The following is a 17,682-nucleotide window of genomic DNA, read 5'->3' as shown; positions in this document are numbered from 1 at the left end:
GGATCGAGCACGTTCGTGTACGCACTCCGCTGATGGTGGTCATGCGGCGTTCCTCCTCGGTGCTGGTGTCTTTGTCGGCGGTCGTTCGGTTTTCCCTTTGAGTCCGGCCCAGGTGCCCGCCCGGTGGGTCTCATGCTCACTGGCATAAGCGGCGCAATGTGCGAGAGCTGGACAGGCTTGGCAAGCTTTAGAGGCTTGCCGGTGGCTGGCGGGGTGGTCAGAGATCCATAGGTCTTTGCGTGGACCGCGGCACGGTATTTGGCGGCCGTCTTCTTCGAGCCATGCCAGGTGCTCGAGTAGCTGAGCATGTGCTTCGGCGCGGGCGAGGTCGGCGGCTTGCTTGGACCCGCTGGCTCTCCCGCTCATAGGAACTCGTCCCCGCTGCGGCCTTCAGGGTCGGTGGTTGGTTCTCCACATTTGGGGCAGTTGTAGGCGAGGGGTCCATAGACCTCTCCGCATGGATTGCAGCGACGATTTAGAGGCTCTGAAGATCCCTTTTCTTTACCGTCTCGAGTGACCTTGCCGCCTTGCCGCCCCTTATAGGGGGCGGCAATCTGGCAAGCTGAAGGGTCCGAGTTTGGCAAGCTGTCGGCAACCTGCGGCAAACTGCCTAGTCTGTTCCTGCCGCCTTCCGAGATTGACAGGATCTTAGCGCCACGATCCCCCAGTTCAGAGATGATTAGATACTGTCCGAGCCCCGAACTTATAGCGTCTCGCAATGCTTGCCGACTGTGCTCTGTAGTTTCGGCAAGGTGCCGCACTAGTGCTGTCTTGGCGGTCGGCAAACTGGATCCCAAATACTCCAGAACGGCATCGAGTGCGGCACCTGTTTTTGCGGCTGTCCGGGTCTGTCCGATAGTGAGGTGGCGAGAGATCGGATCGTAGTCCAGCAACCTCTTTGGGACGTCTACGTCGCGGCCGTGAGCGGTGAAGAATCTGTTACCTTGGGCGGCTGAGTCATTCTCGTTTTCCTGGTCTTTCAAGAGCCTCCATGAAGCATCCGGCCAGTCGAGGATCCGGCTGTCGCCTCTCGATCGTTCCCCTGTGTGGCCCATGTGGTGCACTAAGAGAACGTTGGTTATCCCGGCTTCGAGTGCGAGCTCGTCGAGGGCTTCGAGGAATCGGCCAGCATCCTTGTTTTCATCGAGCGCGAGGGCGTCGAGTGCTGGGCGTAGACAGTCGAAGACAAGGACATCTGCACCGCCTATGTGCTTAGCCCAGGCGGTGCGCACTGAGGGGTTCAGAATGTCGAACTGGGATGCCACTCCACGCAACGCGAGGATGTCGAGCCTGTCGGCGTTCTCGATGTTCTGGTCCCTGAGCCAGCGGCGTAGCGTGAGTGGTGAGAGCTCCAGATCTAAGAGTGCGACGCGGTCGGCTTGCCTGGTGAAGAACTCCCCAAAGAGGGGCACACCGTCGACCAGAGCCCTGATGGTGTTGCCCACTGTGGTGGTCTTCCCGGTCTTCTGTTGGGCGGATAGGACGATGCGGCCACCTTCGGGCCACACGTGTTCCACCCTCCAGGGTGTTGTCTCGTCCGGCTGGGCTAGGAAGTGGTCGAGTCGGATTAGCTGGGGGATCTCGAGCCCGGCGGTTTTTTCTCCGTCTAGGTGTTCGCGGGCTTCCCGGTCGACGCGCAATTGTTCAGCGCGGGCGAGGACTTTCGCCTGGTGTTCCTGCTCCGGGGTGGTCGCGGCGTCTGCTTTGCCCTGTGAGCCATTAGCAAGCTGCTCGGGTAGATCCATGATTACGTTGAACTCGTCGGCGGCACTGCTGCGCCCGTATCCCTGCGTTCTTAGATGCCTGGCTGCTGCGCTCATGTCGCCACCGTGGTTGTAGTGGGCATAGACAAAGAGCTTGGACAGGGGCTGCTCTGTGGGTAGTCCTGCTTCAGTCGAAAACACATAGAGCCCGCCGTCATCGTGCACAGTGGCGCTAGCGCCCTCCCTGGGATCCTTGCCCGGTCTTGTGGCGCTGTCGCCGTGGACGTGCCAGCCGTGGGCGGCTAGAAGGCTCTCCCAAGACGTTTGATTGGCCCAGTCGGTGCCTGGTCTATCATCGGACGCATTGGGAACAGGCGCGCGCTCCACTGGTGGGGCCTTCGCCAGTTCTGGTTCTCTGGTCAGGTACTCCGCCAGGAAGCCCGGCAGCGGGGCGATTTCGCCTCCCTCGTCCACATACTCTTGCCCTTCAGTGTTGATGGATCCGGGGCCGATGACATAGCCGCCGTCGCCGCGCACGTCGATCTTGTAGCCGTCCTTCTTGAAGGGGGCCTGACATTTGATGCGCTTCTTTGGCTGCTGAAAATAGAAGTGGCGGCCGTGGGGTGTTCGGACGGTGCGCGTCTTCGGCAAGGACTCGCCACGATCCTCACAGAAGCGGGTGAGCTCTCCTAAATTGTCCTCGTCGATCACGACAAGGTTAGACAGGCCACAGGCCACGCCATAGTTGATATCGCCGTCACTGAACCAGGACGCTATGGTCTCGGGGTTGTTGGTGGCTTCCTTGGTCCACATGAACCCGGCACGCGGATCTTTGCGGCGGTCCTTGGCGGGCAGCAGGCGGCGGCCGTGATTGCCCTCTGCTACGGCGTGGTCTTTGGTGGTCATTAGTAGAGAACCTCCAGAGCGCCGTGCCTCTCTGCACCGCGGCCCGAGTTGCGGGTGAGTACGATGACAGGCGGCCATTCCGTGGAACGGGCTCGCTCTTTCGGATCTACACAATCAGGACATGTATAGCCAACGATGGCGTTGTCATCCTCTTGGACCTGTACAAGCCAGTCGCTGCTGGCACGGCGCATACGTCGCTTACACCTGCTGCACTTGATCAGCTTGGCCTTTGGTCGGCTCATACCTGGGCCACCTGCTCCCTGTCCTGCTGCGGCGCCACTAGGCTCACCATCTCGAACGCCTCCATTGATAGATCGTCCTCGTCGAGGGGGCGGCAAACGTGGGTGCGCCTGTACTCCTCCCCGTTGCTGTACCAGTCAAAGTCCACAGTCTTAGCAACACGCCAGTCCCGCTGGTCGAACTTATGGAGGACTGTAGTCAGGAAGGCTAGCTCGCTCGTTGCCACGTTCTGGTGGACATAGATCCGCGTGCGCCTGCGATCCTTCACGATCCGGCCCAGCACCTTGTAGGGGCCGTTGCCTGTCTCCTCGCAACAGAAGTAAGTGGCGGGCCGCTCATCAACGCGGAGCTCCACGTCTGGGCGGGCAAGGACCGCCAAAGTCTGTGGGACTGCTATCTGCTGCACTGTCATCCAATGGCTCATGGTCTAGTCCTCCCAAGTCCCGGCGTGGCGGTCTGCGTACTCGTGGATCACGCGGGCCAAGAGCTCCGGCGGCATGAAGTTGAACCTGCTGAACAGTTCATCTCGCACGGTCATTTCCACGTCGTGGCAGAGTGCGCCGTATCCGTACTCCGCGTACGGGCCCAGGTGTTCAGGAGCGCAGTCAGTGAGCGGCGCGTACGTGCGCACAGTGTTCGCTTTGGTGTTTGCGTCGGCGAGCTCCGTGGCGGTGATCTCGAAGAACTCCGCGAAGGCACCTACGTCTTCGATACTCCAGCGCTCACGGCCAGCGACAAGATCAGCTAGGCCCGCCACGTCAGTGCTCAGTGCTTCTGCAAGATCGGCCCATACGTTGCCGCTGCATGATTGCAGAAGTGTGGCAGCGTTGCGAGAGATGACAGCGTTCAAGACGTTCGCGTTCGCGTCATGCGGCTGGGATTCCGGTAGGATGTTCATAGATAGATGCCTTTCAGCTCCTGGTTGATTGCTCTTTCTGGAAAGTCCCCTGTTGCTTTGGTCGGCGCGGGGGCTTTCGCCTTTCTTGAGTCGATTACGCATTGGCTAGTTCCTGTTCTTCGATCCAGTTGTCGACGGTGCTTCTACGCCAGCGGAACAGGCCACCCACTTTGATATGCGGCGGTAGCTCTCCCTTGTTCTTCATGCGGTAGACGGTTGTGTAGGACACTCCCAAGATCTCGGCTAAGTCTTTGAGCTCGAGGTCTGCCCGTTCAGCGGTTGCGGTCATCCTTAGTTCGCCCCTTCAAGTTTTAGTACTAACCACAAGGTTTTCTGTAGTTAGCAATACATTCCCACAGGCGCCTTGGGTTGTCAAGTTTGGTAGAGTTCATGTAAGAAACTTTGAGGTGAGGACTGTATGACACAGCGTAAGAAGAGGCAGCCTGTTCCCATTGGGCCGTCGGGTAAGAACGTCGGCGACAATACTTTTATTCGTCGCGGCTGGCTAAGCCTGACACAGGAAGATCTGAGCGCCCGGCTGGCTTCCCGCGGGATACACCTCGCGGTGCCTGCGATTCGCGACATCGAGAACGGACGTCGCCGGGTAGACGCAGACGAGCTTACGGCCCTTGCCTATGCGCTTGATACCTATCCGAACGACCTCCTCCTCCCCGCGGAAGCACAAGGGGCACTTACTGGCCTTCCCGCGGGCCTGGACGTTCAAGAGATCTCTTGGTGGCTTCAGGGGAAGCAACTGGAACCAAACGTGATGGTGCCCCTATGGGGTGAACGCCTCTCGGCTCTTGAGAAAGAGATCCAGGATCTCGAGCGACCAGCAAAGGATCCCCGCGACCGCCCTCCCCGCGACTCGGCAGACTTTGACCTGTCTACTCTCCAGCTGCAGGACCAGGACAGAATCGACCTAATGCGAGGGTCAGCTCTGTTCATGGAGTCCCGTATCAGGTACTGGGAAGCGAAGGATCATGGCTAGGTCCAAGCTCCCTGAAGGTCATACCAGTAACGTCCTCGTGGCTGGCTATGTGGAAGACGGCCTGAAGGCTTCCGGGGCGAAACGCTACCGGCGCGCCACTGCGGGCGAAGATCCCACGATCTACCGGGCGACGGTGCGCTACCGGGCCGCTAATGGCACGACAAAGACCGCTGAAGCATGGCATGTGCATAAGAGCAAGGCTGAGGCACGCGTTCGCGATAACGCTGCAAGGTACCTCGAGGAAGCTGGGCGGGCTCTGGATCCCACAATGACGGTTGCAGAGCTTGGGGAAGCGTGGCTGTCTGTGTTCGCTGCGAAGGGCTCAGTGCGCCCTCAAACGCTGGGACTCTACGCGAGCGCGCTAAACGATCACGTAGCGCCGTCTCTGGGCGGCTGGGAGCTGCGAGAGCTCACTACAGGCAAGATCACGGCCGCTCTGGACGCTATGGCGAAGACAGCACCGTCTAACGCCAGGTTTTCCCGCGTGGTCCTCAAACACATGATTGACTACGCGATCCAGCACGACGCACTGGAACAGAGCCCGGTCGACAAGACTCCGACGTATAGCAGCTCAGCTGCATCTCCGAAGGCGCTCACGGTCGACCAGTTGATGAAAGTCCGGCAAGCGGTGTCTGCATGGCAGGAAGCGCGTCGCTCTGGGCCGCCACGGGGCCGCAACACTCTGGACGTGCTGGATTTCATGCTGGGCGCTGGTTGTCGCACTGGCGAGGCGTTGGCGGTGCGCTGGGAAGATGTGCGGCTGGGCGGGGATCCCACTGTCACCTTCACTGGGACGATCATTACGCCGCGACATAAGGGCAAGGTGTACCGGCAACCGCTCCCGAAGTCGAAGAGTGGCTTTAGGACGGTTCACATTCCCCAGCATGTGGCGAACATGCTCATGCGGCGCGCGGGTGAAGAGGATCCTGGCGAGCTCGGCCTAGTGTTCGCGTCCCGTGATGGTGGGATCATGTCGCCCAACAACTTCCGGCGCGGGCTGCGCCAGGCGCTGAGGGAAGCGGATCTAGAGGGCTTCTACCCGTACTTGCTGCGCAAGACTGCGGCCACCGCGATTGCCCGGGCCGATGGCATGGAAGCCGCCGCTGCAACGCTGGGACACTCGTCGCCTTCAGTGACCGCGAAACACTATGCGGAACGGAATGTTGAAGCTCCAGATGTGGCGGCCACGGTGCAGCGCTTGTTTGACGCTCTGGTCTGAAAACGTGTGGAAAACGTGTGGAAGTGGACCCGAAACGGTCAGGTGAAGAAGTCGGCTTTTGCATCCGCCCAGGTCACAGGCTATTAGTGGAGCGGGTGACGAGAATCGAACTCGCACCATCTGCTTGGAAGGCAGAGGCTCTACCATTGAGCTACACCCGCATCGCATCCGCAACTCGTGCGTCTGCAACCAGAACACTATAGCGCGCATCTCCTGCGCGCGTCGCCCTCGATCCAGTTGCCTGCGCCACAGCCCGCTGCAGTCCTTAGGCTTCATTGGGGAAACTGCCGTAGTATTGGCGGGGTTGCGAGCATGTCTGCTCGCCAGAATCAGCGCATTCCGGTTCGCGAAAGTGGCCGGGTGCAAAATCTATTTCGTGGGAGTGTAACGCGTGAAGAGCACCGTTGAGAATCTCGAGCCGACCAAGGTCCGTCTGACAGTTACGGTCGATTACGACGAACTCAAGCCTTTCATGGCAGAGGCATACAAGGAGATCGCGGGCCAGGTGAACATCCCCGGCTTCAGGAAGGGTCACATCCCTCCACGCATCATTGACCAGCGCTTTGGTCGCGGCGCCGTTATTGAGCAGGTGGTCAACCAGGTCGTCCCTGAGCAGCTGAACAATGCAATCGTCGAGAACAAGTTGCGCCCTCTGGCCCAGCCAGAGATTGAGGTTGAGGAAATCCCCGCAACTGAGGGAGAGCCTGGCGGCGCTTTGGTTTTCACCGCAAACATGGACGTCGTTCCGGAGTTTGAACTGCCCAGCCTTTCCGATCGTGTCGTAGAAGTTGACGACATTGAGGTTTCGGACGAGGACGTGGATGCAGAGCTTGACTCTCTTCGGGGCCGTTTCGCGACCTTGAAGAACCTGGATCGCCCTGCTGAGGATGGCGACTACCTGACACTGGATCTGGTTGCAAACGTTGGGGAGACAGAGATTGATTCACTGTCTGATGTTTCCTACGAACTGGGCTCCGGCTCGATGCTTCCGGGCCAGGATGAAGCGTTGCGCGGTGCTTCCGCTGGTGACGAAATCCGTTTCACCTCTGAGGTTGCCGGCGGCGAGTTCGCTGGATCCGAGGCGGTCATCGACGTCAAGGTCACTGCTGTCAAGGAACGCGAGCTGCCTGACGTAGATGACGACTTCGCACTGATGGTCTCTGAGTTCGACACGGCAGAAGAACTTCGGGCCGACACGGTCAACACCGTCCGTGAAGGCAAGAAGGGCGCGCAGGCGCTTCAGGCCCGTGATCGTCTCCTCGAGCAGTTGATTGCCGAGGCCGAGATCCTGCTGCCGGAGGCCGTCCTTGAGGCTGAGGTGGCCCGCCGGGTTGAAGAGGACACCGATGAGGAAGCACGCGCGGCAGTCCGTGAGCGCATCGAGGCTGATATTCGTCAGCAGGTCTTCCTGGATACTCTGGTTGAGGGGCGCGAGGTTGAGGTCTCCCAGCAGGAGCTGATCGACTTTATGATGCACACGGCTCAGACCTACGGGATGGACCTGGGCACGATGCTGCAGGACCAGGCGCAGATTCAGAATCTCTACTCCGAACTGGCCCGCACCAAGGCCCTTGTTTCGGTGCTGGGCGACACGGTCGTCAAGGATGCTTCCGGTGAGGTCGTGGACATGACAGCCTTCACCGCCGATGCTTCCCAGGCTGAGGAGGAAGCTCCGGAAGCCCCGGCAGAAGAGGGTACGTTCGCAATCGACATTGAGGACATTGCAGACGAGGCCGACGAAGAGGCTTAACGAGCCGGGCGTTTGCTCAACGAAGGGTCGCGGGGACATTGGTCTTCGCGGCCCTTTGCTATGGTGCGCCAACAGCGAAAAGATCGCGGCTAATGCAGAATTGTGGAGCGGCCGCGACTAGTTTGGGGATAGTTGCGGAGGGTGTGGCCCTCCGTCCTCGTCCTTAGGTTTAGATACGGAGTTCCTATGACTACGCTTCAACCGACCAGTGCGGGACCAAACGAGTCCGGTATGGGTCTGAATGACAATGTCTACCAGCGATTGCTTCAAGAGCGCATCATTTGGCTCGGTGGCGAAGTGCGTGATGACAGCGCAAATGCAATCTGTGCGCAGCTTCTGCTCTTGGCCGCAGAGAACCCGGATGAAGACATCTACCTCTACATCAACAGCCCGGGCGGTTCGGTGACCGCCGGTATGGCAATCTACGACACCATGCAGTACGTGAAGCCCGACATTGCAACGGTTGGTATGGGACTTGCCGCTTCCATGGGACAGTTCCTATTGACGGCGGGAACCAACGGCAAACGTTACATAACGCCCCACACGCGTGTCTTGATGCACCAGCCTTCCGGTGGTGCTGGCGGATCTGCCACCGACATTCGCATTAACGCCGACCTGATCCTTCACATGAAGAAGGAACTGGCTGAGATCATTGCGGACCGGACCGGCAAGACCGTCGAACAGATTGACCGCGACTTCGATCGTGACAAGTGGTTTACTGCGCAAGAGGCGCTGGAGTACGGCTTTGTTGACCACATTGTCGACCAGCCGCAGTCCATTGGCCGCAAGTCCAGCCAGGAAGGGGCATAGCAATGACCTCAACGAAGCCTTACTTTGATGCAATTCAGCGGCAGATGCCGGGAGGCGTAGCTCCCGAGGGAATGCCGCAGTCCCGTTACGTGTTCCCAACATTTGAGGAGCGCACTGCGTACGGCTACAAGCGACAAGACCCGTATGCGAAGCTTTTTGAGGATCGGATCGTGTTCCTCGGCGTTCAGGTTGATGACGCATCCGCAGATGACGTTATGGCGCAACTGCTGGTACTGGAGAGCATGGATACGGACTCCTTGATCACCATGTACATCAACAGCCCCGGCGGGTCCTTCACCGCGATGACGGCTATCTACGACACGATGCAGTACATCCGTCCTCACGTTCAGACTGTGTGCTTGGGGCAGGCGGCCTCGGCAGCTGCGGTGTTGCTCGCAGCGGGCCAGCCGGGCAAGCGCCTCGCGTTGCCTAATGCTCGCATCCTCATTCATCAGCCCGCAATGGATGGGGTGCAGGGGCAGGCTTCAGACATCCAGATTGTCGCGGATGAGATTGACCGGATGCGCGTGTGGATGGAGCGAACGCTCGCGGCACACACGGGACGAACTGAAGAGCAGATCCGCAAAGATGTTGAGAGGGACAAGATTCTTACAGCAGAGCAGGCGGAGGCGTACGGTCTGATCGACCACGTGCTTACCAGTCGAAAGGCCGACTAGCCAAGCAGGCGGGTGATTCCACGGCGCGCCCTCGGGTTAGATGTCGGAAGGCTCTAATAGGCTGAAGGCGCGTCGATGGGACGCCTCTTAGTACCGGCGTCGGTATGGTGAGTCAGCAGGAGGGGTAGGTTCGAAATGACTTCGTTCCAAGATAGTTCGGAGTTGCTGAAGTGCGCCTTCTGTAGCAAATCCCAAAAGCAGGTCCGCAAGTTGATCGGTGGGTCTGGGGTCTACATCTGTAATGAGTGTGTTGAGCTCTGCAATGACATCATTGAAGAGGAACTGCCGGAAGAGGTTGAGCCGCGCCAGTTGACTCTCCCTAAGCCGAAGGAGGTCAAAGAGTTCCTTGACACCTGGGTGGTTGGGCAGGAACGTTCAAAGCGCTCCTTGTCGGTTGCCGTGTACAACCACTACAAGAGGGTGCGCGCCAGCAATGGTGGGGGAGAGGATTTGGAGGGGACGAAGTCGAATGTTCTGCTCCTTGGTCCCACAGGCACTGGGAAGACTCACTTGGCCCGCTCGTTGGCGAAGCTGCTCGATGTTCCCTTCTGTATCGTCGATGCGACCGCGCTGACAGAGGCGGGATATGTGGGTGAGGATGTTGAGAATATTCTTCTCAAGCTCATTCAGTCCGCGGATGGCGACATTAAGAAGGCCGAACGCGGCATCATCTACATTGATGAGATTGACAAGATCGGGCGCAAAGGTGAGAACGCTTCGATCACCAGGGATGTCTCGGGTGAGGGCGTCCAGCAGGCCCTTCTGAAGATCATTGAAGGAACCAAAGCCTCCGTTCCGCCCCAGGGTGGTCGGAAGCATCCGCATCAACAGTTCCTTGAGATTGACACGTCATCCATTCTGTTTATTGCCGCAGGGGCTTTCTCCGGGATTGATGAGATTGTCAAGGCACGCCTCGGGAAACGGCAGACAGGATTTGGTACTGAGCTGGCTGTTGCTTCAGAGATGGGCGACCTGTACAAGCATGTCTCGGCCGAAGATCTTCACTCGTTTGGGTTGATCCCAGAGTTCATTGGGCGCCTCCCGGTGGTTACTTCCACGGAGCTGCTGTCTGAGGGTGATCTGGTGGCAATCTTGACGGAGCCCAAGAACTGTTTGGTGAATCAGTACCGCGCACTCTTCGACCTGGATGGGGTTGAGCTCGAGTTCACCCCTGAGGCTCTGGCTGCGATGGCTCGTCTTGCCATGCAGCGGGAATCGGGTGCGCGCGGCTTGTCATCCATCATGGAAGAGACGCTGTCTGAGCTGATGTTTGAGATTCCGTCTGAGAAGAATGTGGAGCGGGTCGTTGTTACGGCAGAGGCAGTGACCGGTGAGGGTGAACCCCGGGTGTTCCTCTTTGGGGAAACCACTGCGCGGTCTGCATAGATCGGTCGATGTTCTCTGCGGGCGATGCGCTCCCCGTGCTATTCCTGCTTCTGCCCCGCCGCGGAATGCTCGACTGGGTAGCGAATGTTCCGGCTAGACTGCGGTTTGTTCCACTTTGACCGCTAAGGAGTCCCCGGATGACCGCCAGCGATGTTCCGTCTGAGTTGGCGGATGAACGACGCACAATCGACAACATTGATGCCGCTCTGATCCATATTTTGGCTGAGCGATTCCGCTGTACCCAGCGTGTTGGACATATCAAGGCTCAGAAGGGTTTGCCTGCTGCTGACCCGGCGCGAGAGAAAGAGCAGGTGCAGCGTCTGCGGGACCTTGCGGTGGAATCTGGGCTGGATCCTGATTTTGCGGAAACCTTCCTAACATTCATGGTGAATGAAGTGATCCGCCACCATGAGGTAATCAAGAGCTCATACCAGTCGGAGTAGGAGGGGCAACCCTCCCTGCGCAGGGGCAGCTCCCAACGGTAACTCTCATTCTTTGAACCCACGCACCTCAGCCTAGGGTTGCCGGGATCACGCAAGGTTGCCCGGATCACGCAGGGTTGCCGGGATCACGCAAGGTTGCCCGCAATTCGCACGATCGGAGGCAACTTTAAGCGACCCCGGCAACCTTAGACACTTTGGCCAGTGGTGCGGGCGTTGGCAAGGCGGGCGGTGGTGTTGCTGGTGGCGTCGGACCAAATCCTGGCAGACCCACACGCATCGCACGCTTGCAGTTTCGCGAAATGTACGTGTTGTGGCCATGGTCGCCGATGTCGTGGCCTGGAATGCCCTTGGTCGCCGATGTCGTGGCCTGGAACGCCCTTGGTCGCCGATGTCAGCGTAGGTCGCCGATAATTTGGCGAAACAACGGCGACCTACGCTGACTTTGGCGACCTTGGTTCGGGTTTGTGGTGGGTTTGGCGAAACAACGGCGACCTACGCCGACTTTGGCGACCTTGGTTCGGGTTTGTGGTGGGTTCGGCGAAACAACGGCGACCTACGCCGACTTTGGCGACCTGCCCCTGCTGCAGGGTTTAGCGTCGTTTGCCGAAGGGGCGCCCTTCATACCAGTAGGCGCGCGCTGCCAGAGATGAACCGGTCAAAGCAAACTCGCTTCGCACCTTTGTCCGCAGGTGCTTCAGTGATCCGGCCTCGGTCGCGACCCACGCTTGCCATCCGCTCCAGTCGCGGCTCTCAATTGCTTGCGCAAGCGAAGTCTCATCTTTGCGGTCAATCCAGTGGAGCCTCAAGTTTGAGTGGCTGGCAAGCGGGATGGCTCTGTCTTGGTCGTCGTGAAGCTCCAGGTACAGTTCGACAGGAACGGTTCCAGGCAAGGCGTTGATAACGTCGTTTACAGCAGGTATTGCTGCCGCGTCACCGACTAGCAGATAGCCGTGAGGCAGTGGATCTGCAACTTTGAAGGCGGTGGACGCGAGTGAAGTCACCTCGATGGTCGCTCCTGGTTGCACGGCGGCCGCCCACGATGAGGCCGGCCCGGCAGGCTCATGGAGCACAAAGTCAACCGCAAATTTTCCCTCCGCTGGGGTGGCCTCCGAGATGGTGTAACCCCGCTGGTGCTCGCGGCCTGAACCTGAAGGGTCGGGGAACCAAAACCGCAAGTATGCGGTGGGTGCAATGATCGCCTTGGGATCTTGAAAGAGCGTCGGGGAGTGCATGCGGACCCGCACGAAGTGGGGAGCAAGGAACTCGGTGTCAACTACGGTTGCCAAATGGTCCTTGGCTCCGTACACCTTCATCATCACACCGGTGAGACCTCTTGAGGCCATAGATCGCGACTCCTCCCGTATCCGGAAAATAGATTGACTCTTGTGCCGCATCCAGATGACAGGTTGACCCCTGCACATAGTTAGCTTAGGTTAGCCTAACCTAAAATGGAGTTGGATGGTTGGCCAAGACACTGCACTGCGCCTTAACGAGCCGGCTCGCTAGTTGTCTTGGGGGCGTCTGGATCCGCTGGGCTGGGGCGTCCGGACGCGCTGGGCTGGTCGGCTGAGCCCGGGGTGACCTGGTTGCGCTGGGCTGGTCGGCGGTCGAGGTGCCGCGACTAACTGAAGTACTGCACCGCGCTGGTGAACAACCCCATATCAAACTCACCCGGGGCATTCTTGTACAGCCCTTCGCCGACGCGCTCGGTGTGCCCCATCTTGCCGAGGATGCGGCCATCCGGTGAAGTGATGCCTTCTACCGCATAGGTTGAATTGTTGGGGTTGAACCCAACCTCCGAGGTCGGATTACCTTCGAGGTCGACATACTGGGTGGCAACCTGCCCGCGCGCGATCAAGTCCGCCATTACTTCCTCAGAGGCGACAAAACGTCCCTCCCCGTGAGAGATAGCGACAGTGTAGATTTCACCGGGTGCGGTGTTCATGAGCCAAGGCGAGAGGTTCGAGGCTACCCGCGTGCGCACCAACCGCGACTGGTGGTAGCCCACGGTGTTGAGGGTCAAGGTTGGACTGTCCGCACCTGCATCAACGATCTCCCCGTGGGGGACCAATCCCAGTTTCACCAGTGCTTGGAATCCATTGCAGATCCCCAGCATGAGACCGTCTCTGTCATTGAGGAGGCGACCAACTTGCTCGCGCACCGGACCGCTGCGGAAGAACGAGGTAATGAGTTTTGCTGAACCGTCAGGCTCATCGCCACCTGAGAACCCACCCGGGATGAAGATAGCTTGCGCCTGTGCAATGCGCTCTGCGAAGTGCTCGACAGATTGGGAGACCTGCGAGGGCGTCAGGTTGCGGATCACGACGATTTCCGGCTCCGCACCTGCCGCGCGAATCACCTTTGCCGCGTCATACTCGGTGTTGGTCCCCGGGAAAACGGGAATGAGAATGCGCGGTGGGGTGGCGAGTGGAGTGGCTCCCAGTGGAGTGGTGGCGCCCAGTGTGGTGGCGGTGCCCGATGGGGCGCCGTGTGCAGCCGGGCGGGGCCACGTATCTACCGTGTAGTTCAATGTGGGGATGACTCCACCGTCAGGCTCCGGCGTGGAAGGATAAATTGGCTCCAGCTTCGCCTCATAGATCTCTTCGAGCTGAGAGAGGGCAATGGCCTCTCCACCTCGACGTAGTTCTGCCTCAACACTGGTTTTACCCAGCGGGGTGCCAACGGCGTCGCCCTCGTGCTCAAACTCAAGAACGAATGATCCGTAGGAGTACCCGAAGAGGTCCTCGAGCGTGACGTCCTCGTGTAGGTCGAGGCCGATCCGGTTGCCCAGCCCCATCTTCAGGGTGCCCTCGGCAACGCCCCCGTATGTCGAAGTGTATGCCGCGCGAATTTTCCCGGCGCTGGTCAGGTCCACCACGGTTTGGAAGGTTTCGATCAGAGAATCGCCCTCGGGCAGCCCATCGTCTCCGTACCTGGGGGCGAGCAGGGTGACGACGTGACCGGCTTCCTTGAACTCCGGCGAGATGATGCGCGAGATGGGGTCGGTTGTCACCGCAAATGACACTAGGGTCGGCGGCACGTCGAGGTCCTCGAAGCTGCCGCTCATCGAGTCTTTCCCGCCAATCGCGGCCAGAGAAAGCTCCTTCTGGGCACGCAGTGCACCGAGCAGCGAAGCAAGCGGTTTACCCCACCGCACTGCGTCGCCTCGCAGGCGTTCGAAGTACTCCTGGAACGTCAGGTAGGTGTCATCCAGCGAAGCCCCGGTGGCGACCAACTTTGCCACTGACTCCACAACCGCCAGGTATGCACCGTGGTATGGACTCTTCTCCGAAATGAAGGGGTTGAAACCCCACGCCATCAGGGAGGACGTTGTCGTGTCGCCTTCCTCGCGAGAGATCTTGTGAACCATTGCCTGCGAGGGGGTGCGCTGGCGGCGCCCACCGAACGGCATGAGGACGGTGCCCGAACCGATCGTGGAGTCAAACCGTTCACTGAGGCCGCGTTTGGAGGCAACATTGAGGTCGTCGGCGAGGGCGAGCAAACCGGCGGTGAAGCCCCCTGGCAGCTCACGTGCGAAAGGCTTCGAAGGTGTCACATGTGCGACCGCGTGCTTTTCAGCCCCGTTCGTGTCAAGGAAGTCGCGCGACAGGTCGACGATCATCTGCCCGTTCCACACCATCGTCAGGCGTCGATCATCCGTGACTGTGGCGACAACGGTCGCCTCGAGGTTCTCTTTGGAGGCAAGGTCGAGGAAACTCTCAACATCACCGCTCTCAACAACCACGGCCATGCGTTCCTGCGACTCGCTAACCGCTAGTTCAGTACCGTCCAGTCCCTCATATTTCTTGGGGACAGCGTCGAGGTCGATGGCGAGGCCGTCGGCGAGTTCGCCGATGGCAACAGAAACGCCGCCCGCACCGAAGTCGTTGCACCGCTTGATGAGGAGGGACGCCTGGGGATTGCGGAAAAGACGTTGCAGTTTGCGTTCTTCGGGAGCATTCCCCTTCTGCACCTCGGGTCCACCGGTCTCCAAAGACTCGGTGGTGTGGGACTTCGATGACCCGGTTGCCCCGCCGCAACCATCACGACCCGTCTTGCCGCCAAGAAGGATGACGACGTCTCCTGGCTCTGGGACCTCGCGCCGCACGTGCGCCGCCGGCACAGCACCGATGACAGCGCCAATTTCCATGCGCTTGGCCTCATACCCGCCATGGTAAATTTCATCAACCTGGCCGGTAGTAAGACCAATCTGGTTGCCATAGGAACTGTAACCGGCAGCAGACTTGGTGACGATAGTGCGCTGCGGCAGCTTACCGGGCAGTGTTTCGCGCACGGGCTTGAGTGGGTCACCCGCGCCGGTCACGCGCATTGCTGCGTAGACGTAGGCGCGCCCGGAGAGAGGGTCGCGGATTGCGCCGCCGATGCAGGTTGCTGCACCGCCAAACGGTTCAATCTCGGTTGGGTGATTGTGTGTCTCATTCTTGAAGAGAAGCAGCCATTCCTCGGGGCCCTCAGGCGTGTCCACCTGGATCTTCACGGTACAGGCGTTGATTTCCTCCGACTCATCAAGGTGGGGAAGCTTGCCCTCTTTACGCAGGTATTTCCCAGCGATGGTTCCAAGGTCCATGAGGGTGACAGGCTTGGTGCGCCCCAGGTCCCTTCGCATCGCTAAGTAGTCTTCATAGGTTTTCTGAATGAGCGGATCGTCAAACTGGACGTGGTCGATCTCGGTGAGGAATGTCGTGTGCCGACAGTGGTCCGACCAGTAGGTATCGATGACGCGCAGCTCAGTGACGGTGGGATCGCGCAGCTCACCCTGGAAGTGCTGCTGGCAGACAAGGAGGTCATCAAGGTCCATGGCGAACCCGTATGTGCCCTGCAACTCGACAAGTCCGTCCTGGTCGAGGTCGCGGAACCCGCTGACGATGGCAACAGGCTCGGGGGAGCGGTGGGTTTCCTCCAGGGTGTCGACCGGCTTGAGAGAAGCTTCCCGAGCTTCCACGGGGTTGATAATGTGGCGCTTGATGGCTTCGACATCGGAATCACTGAGATCGCCCTCGAGCAGGTAAACACGAGCGTTTCTCACCAGCGGCCGCTCACCCTGCGAGAGGATCTGGATGCACTGCGCAGCGGAGTCCGCCCGCTGGTCGAACTGGCCGGGCTGGTACTCCACTGCGAAGACGTGGGCGCCCGGAACTTCAGGCAACGCGCCAAACACCGTGTCCAACTGCGGCTCCGAGAAGACAGTGCGGGTCGCCTCTTCAAACAGTTCTTCGGAGATACCCGAGACGTCATAGCGGTTGAGCAGGCGCACTTTCGTCAAGCCAGGGACTTGGAGCAGGGCGCGGACATCATCGGCCAGCGCCTTGGCCTCAACGTCGAACCCTTCCCGCTTCTCTACGTAAACGCGGTACACCATGGTCATGACCTTCCTTCGGCAGAGAGTGCTTTGGCCCCGATATCGCGGCGAAAGTATGCGTTGTCAAATGTGACTCTTGCTGTCTGTTCGTACGCCTTCGCGACTGCTTCCGTCAGCGTTGCGCCGGTTGCGGTTACGCCGAGGACGCGCCCACCGCCAGTGGTGAGTTCACCATCAACCAGTTTCGCCCCGGCCACGTACACCTCCGCCTCCAAGTCTTCTGGAACTGCGATGGGGAATCCGCTTTCGTAGGCGCCGGGGTAGCCCGCTGAAGCCATCACTACGCAGCAGGCAGCACCGTCGTGAAACTCCACATCGACATTCGCAAGTTCCCCGCGGGCTGTGGCCTGCATGGTGGTCAGTAGGTCGCTTGACAGGAGCGGCAGCACCACCTGGGCTTCTGGATCACCAAATCTGCAGTTGTACTCGATTACCTTGGGGCCATCTTCGGTAAGGATGAGGCCGAAGTAGAGGCAGCCCTTAAAGGTGCGGTCCTCCGCGTTCATGGCTTCCATTGTGGGAATAAAGATTTCTTCCATGGCGCGCGCAGCGAGTTGGGGAGTGTAATAGGGGTTGGGGGCAACAGTCCCCATTCCTCCCGTGTTGGGGCCATTGTCGCCGTCGAGGGCGCGCTTATGATCCATTGACGACACCATCGGAATCATGGCATCCCCGTCAGTGAAGGCGAGGACGGACACTTCCGGCCCTCTGAGGAACTCCTCGATGACAACGCGGCTGCCACTGTCCCCGAAGACTCTGTCCTCCATCATGGCGCGCACTCCAACGCGTGCTTCATCGCGGGTTTGAGCGATGATGACGCCTTTGCCGAGGGCGAGGCCGTCCGCCTTCACGACAGTTGGCAGGGGAGCCGTGTCCAAGTATGCCAGCGCAGCATCTAGCTCAGTGAAGCTCTCGTAAGCGGCCGTTGGAATGCCGTACCTGCGCATCAGATCCTTTGAGAAGACCTTGCTTCCCTCAAGGATCGCGGCGCGCTTATTGGGTCCGAAGCACGCGATCCCGCGCGCTTCGAGCGCATCGACGGCGCCGAGCACCAGGGGATCGTCGGGAGCAACAACCGCAAAGTCAACCTCGTTGTCGACCGCGAATGCAACCATGCCAGCGATGTCTGTCGCGGCAATGTCCACACAGGTCGCATCCCGCGCTATCCCGCCGTTGCCAGGCAGTGCGTACAGCGTGGTGACGTCCGGGTTCTTGGCTAGGGCTTTGACGAGGGCGTGTTCGCGCCCTCCACCTCCGACAACCATGACCTTCATTCGCG

The 17,682-nt window shown here is 59.6% G+C and carries 15 protein-coding genes and 1 tRNA gene; 7 read left to right on the top strand and 9 right to left on the bottom strand.

Annotation, left to right across the window (positions count from 1 at the left end; all coding sequences use genetic code 11):
* Positions 1-39: 39 nt before the first annotated feature.
* The 5 genes from H2O65_RS10695 to H2O65_RS07370 form a co-directional block, all read right to left on the bottom strand.
* The gene (locus H2O65_RS10695) at positions 40-366 is read right to left on the bottom strand and encodes a WhiB family transcriptional regulator (protein WP_182141102.1); all 327 of its coding nucleotides are present in this window, start codon (positions 364-366) and stop codon (positions 40-42) included.
* The gene (locus H2O65_RS07385) at positions 363-2,609 is read right to left on the bottom strand and encodes a bifunctional DNA primase/polymerase (protein ID WP_182141101.1); all 2,247 of its coding nucleotides are present in this window, start codon (positions 2,607-2,609) and stop codon (positions 363-365) included. The genes H2O65_RS10695 and H2O65_RS07385 overlap by 4 nt, the downstream gene beginning before the upstream one ends.
* Positions 2,610-2,847: 238 nt before the next feature.
* A complete protein-coding gene (locus tag H2O65_RS07380) occupies positions 2,848-3,273 on the bottom strand; it encodes a hypothetical protein (protein WP_182141100.1) in 426 nt (141 codons plus the stop codon).
* Positions 3,274-3,276: 3 nt separating this feature from the next.
* Positions 3,277-3,747 (bottom strand): hypothetical protein, encoded by a 471-nt coding sequence (locus H2O65_RS07375; RefSeq protein ID WP_182141099.1) that lies wholly within the window; start codon positions 3,745-3,747, stop codon positions 3,277-3,279.
* A 94-nt stretch (positions 3,748-3,841) separates the two neighbouring features.
* The gene (locus H2O65_RS07370) at positions 3,842-4,036 is read right to left on the bottom strand and encodes an AlpA family transcriptional regulator (protein ID WP_182141098.1); all 195 of its coding nucleotides are present in this window, start codon (positions 4,034-4,036) and stop codon (positions 3,842-3,844) included.
* A 129-nt stretch (positions 4,037-4,165) separates the two neighbouring features.
* Between H2O65_RS07370 and H2O65_RS07365 the strand changes: the two genes are divergently transcribed.
* On the top strand, positions 4,166-4,738 hold the full coding sequence (locus tag H2O65_RS07365) for a helix-turn-helix domain-containing protein (protein WP_182141097.1): 573 nt from the start codon (positions 4,166-4,168) through the stop codon (positions 4,736-4,738).
* Positions 4,731-5,957, top strand: a complete 1,227-nt coding sequence (locus H2O65_RS07360) for a site-specific integrase (RefSeq protein ID WP_182141096.1) — start codon at positions 4,731-4,733, stop codon at positions 5,955-5,957. The genes H2O65_RS07365 and H2O65_RS07360 overlap by 8 nt, the downstream gene beginning before the upstream one ends.
* 87 nt (positions 5,958-6,044) lie before the next feature.
* Here H2O65_RS07360 and H2O65_RS07355 read toward each other — a convergent pair.
* Positions 6,045-6,118 (bottom strand) — tRNA-Gly (locus H2O65_RS07355).
* Positions 6,119-6,348: 230 nt separating this feature from the next.
* Here H2O65_RS07355 and tig point away from each other — a divergent pair.
* The 5 genes from tig (at position 6,349) to H2O65_RS07330 (ending at position 11,023) form a co-directional block, all read left to right on the top strand.
* A complete protein-coding gene (gene tig, locus H2O65_RS07350) occupies positions 6,349-7,707 on the top strand; it encodes a trigger factor (RefSeq protein ID WP_182141095.1) in 1,359 nt (452 codons plus the stop codon).
* A 186-nt stretch (positions 7,708-7,893) separates the two neighbouring features.
* Positions 7,894-8,517 (top strand): ClpP family protease, encoded by a 624-nt coding sequence (locus H2O65_RS07345; protein WP_182141094.1) that lies wholly within the window; start codon positions 7,894-7,896, stop codon positions 8,515-8,517.
* 2 nt (positions 8,518-8,519) lie between these two features.
* Positions 8,520-9,194 carry an ATP-dependent Clp protease proteolytic subunit gene (locus H2O65_RS07340; protein WP_182141093.1) on the top strand — a complete coding sequence of 225 codons (675 nt, stop codon included), beginning with the start codon at positions 8,520-8,522 and terminating at the stop codon, positions 9,192-9,194.
* Positions 9,195-9,329: 135 nt separating this feature from the next.
* Positions 9,330-10,580: an ATP-dependent Clp protease ATP-binding subunit ClpX gene (gene clpX, locus H2O65_RS07335; protein WP_182141092.1), complete on the top strand. Its 1,251-nt coding sequence runs from the start codon at positions 9,330-9,332 to the stop codon at positions 10,578-10,580.
* Positions 10,581-10,717: 137 nt separating this feature from the next.
* Positions 10,718-11,023: a chorismate mutase gene (locus H2O65_RS07330; protein ID WP_182141091.1), complete on the top strand. Its 306-nt coding sequence runs from the start codon at positions 10,718-10,720 to the stop codon at positions 11,021-11,023.
* A gap of 590 nt (positions 11,024-11,613) precedes the next feature.
* On the opposite strand, the gene H2O65_RS07325 is transcribed toward H2O65_RS07330, so the two are convergent.
* From H2O65_RS07325 to purD, 3 genes are all read right to left on the bottom strand, one after another.
* A complete protein-coding gene (locus H2O65_RS07325; RefSeq protein WP_182141090.1) occupies positions 11,614-12,366 on the bottom strand; it encodes a siderophore-interacting protein in 753 nt (250 codons plus the stop codon).
* Positions 12,367-12,644: 278 nt separating this feature from the next.
* A complete protein-coding gene (locus H2O65_RS07320) occupies positions 12,645-16,409 on the bottom strand; it encodes a phosphoribosylformylglycinamidine synthase (protein ID WP_259349489.1) in 3,765 nt (1,254 codons plus the stop codon).
* Entirely contained in the window at positions 16,406-17,677 is a 1,272-nt protein-coding gene (gene purD / locus H2O65_RS07315; protein ID WP_182141089.1) for a phosphoribosylamine--glycine ligase, read from the bottom strand. Before purD ends, H2O65_RS07320 begins: the two co-directional genes overlap by 4 nt.
* Positions 17,678-17,682: the final 5 nt, after the last annotated feature.

The organism is Schaalia sp. JY-X169, assembly GCF_014069575.1.
Lineage (GTDB): Bacteria > Actinomycetota > Actinomycetes > Actinomycetales > Actinomycetaceae > Scrofimicrobium.
Note: the sequence above shows the minus strand (reverse complement) of the source record. Positions and strands in the feature narration are given on the sequence as shown.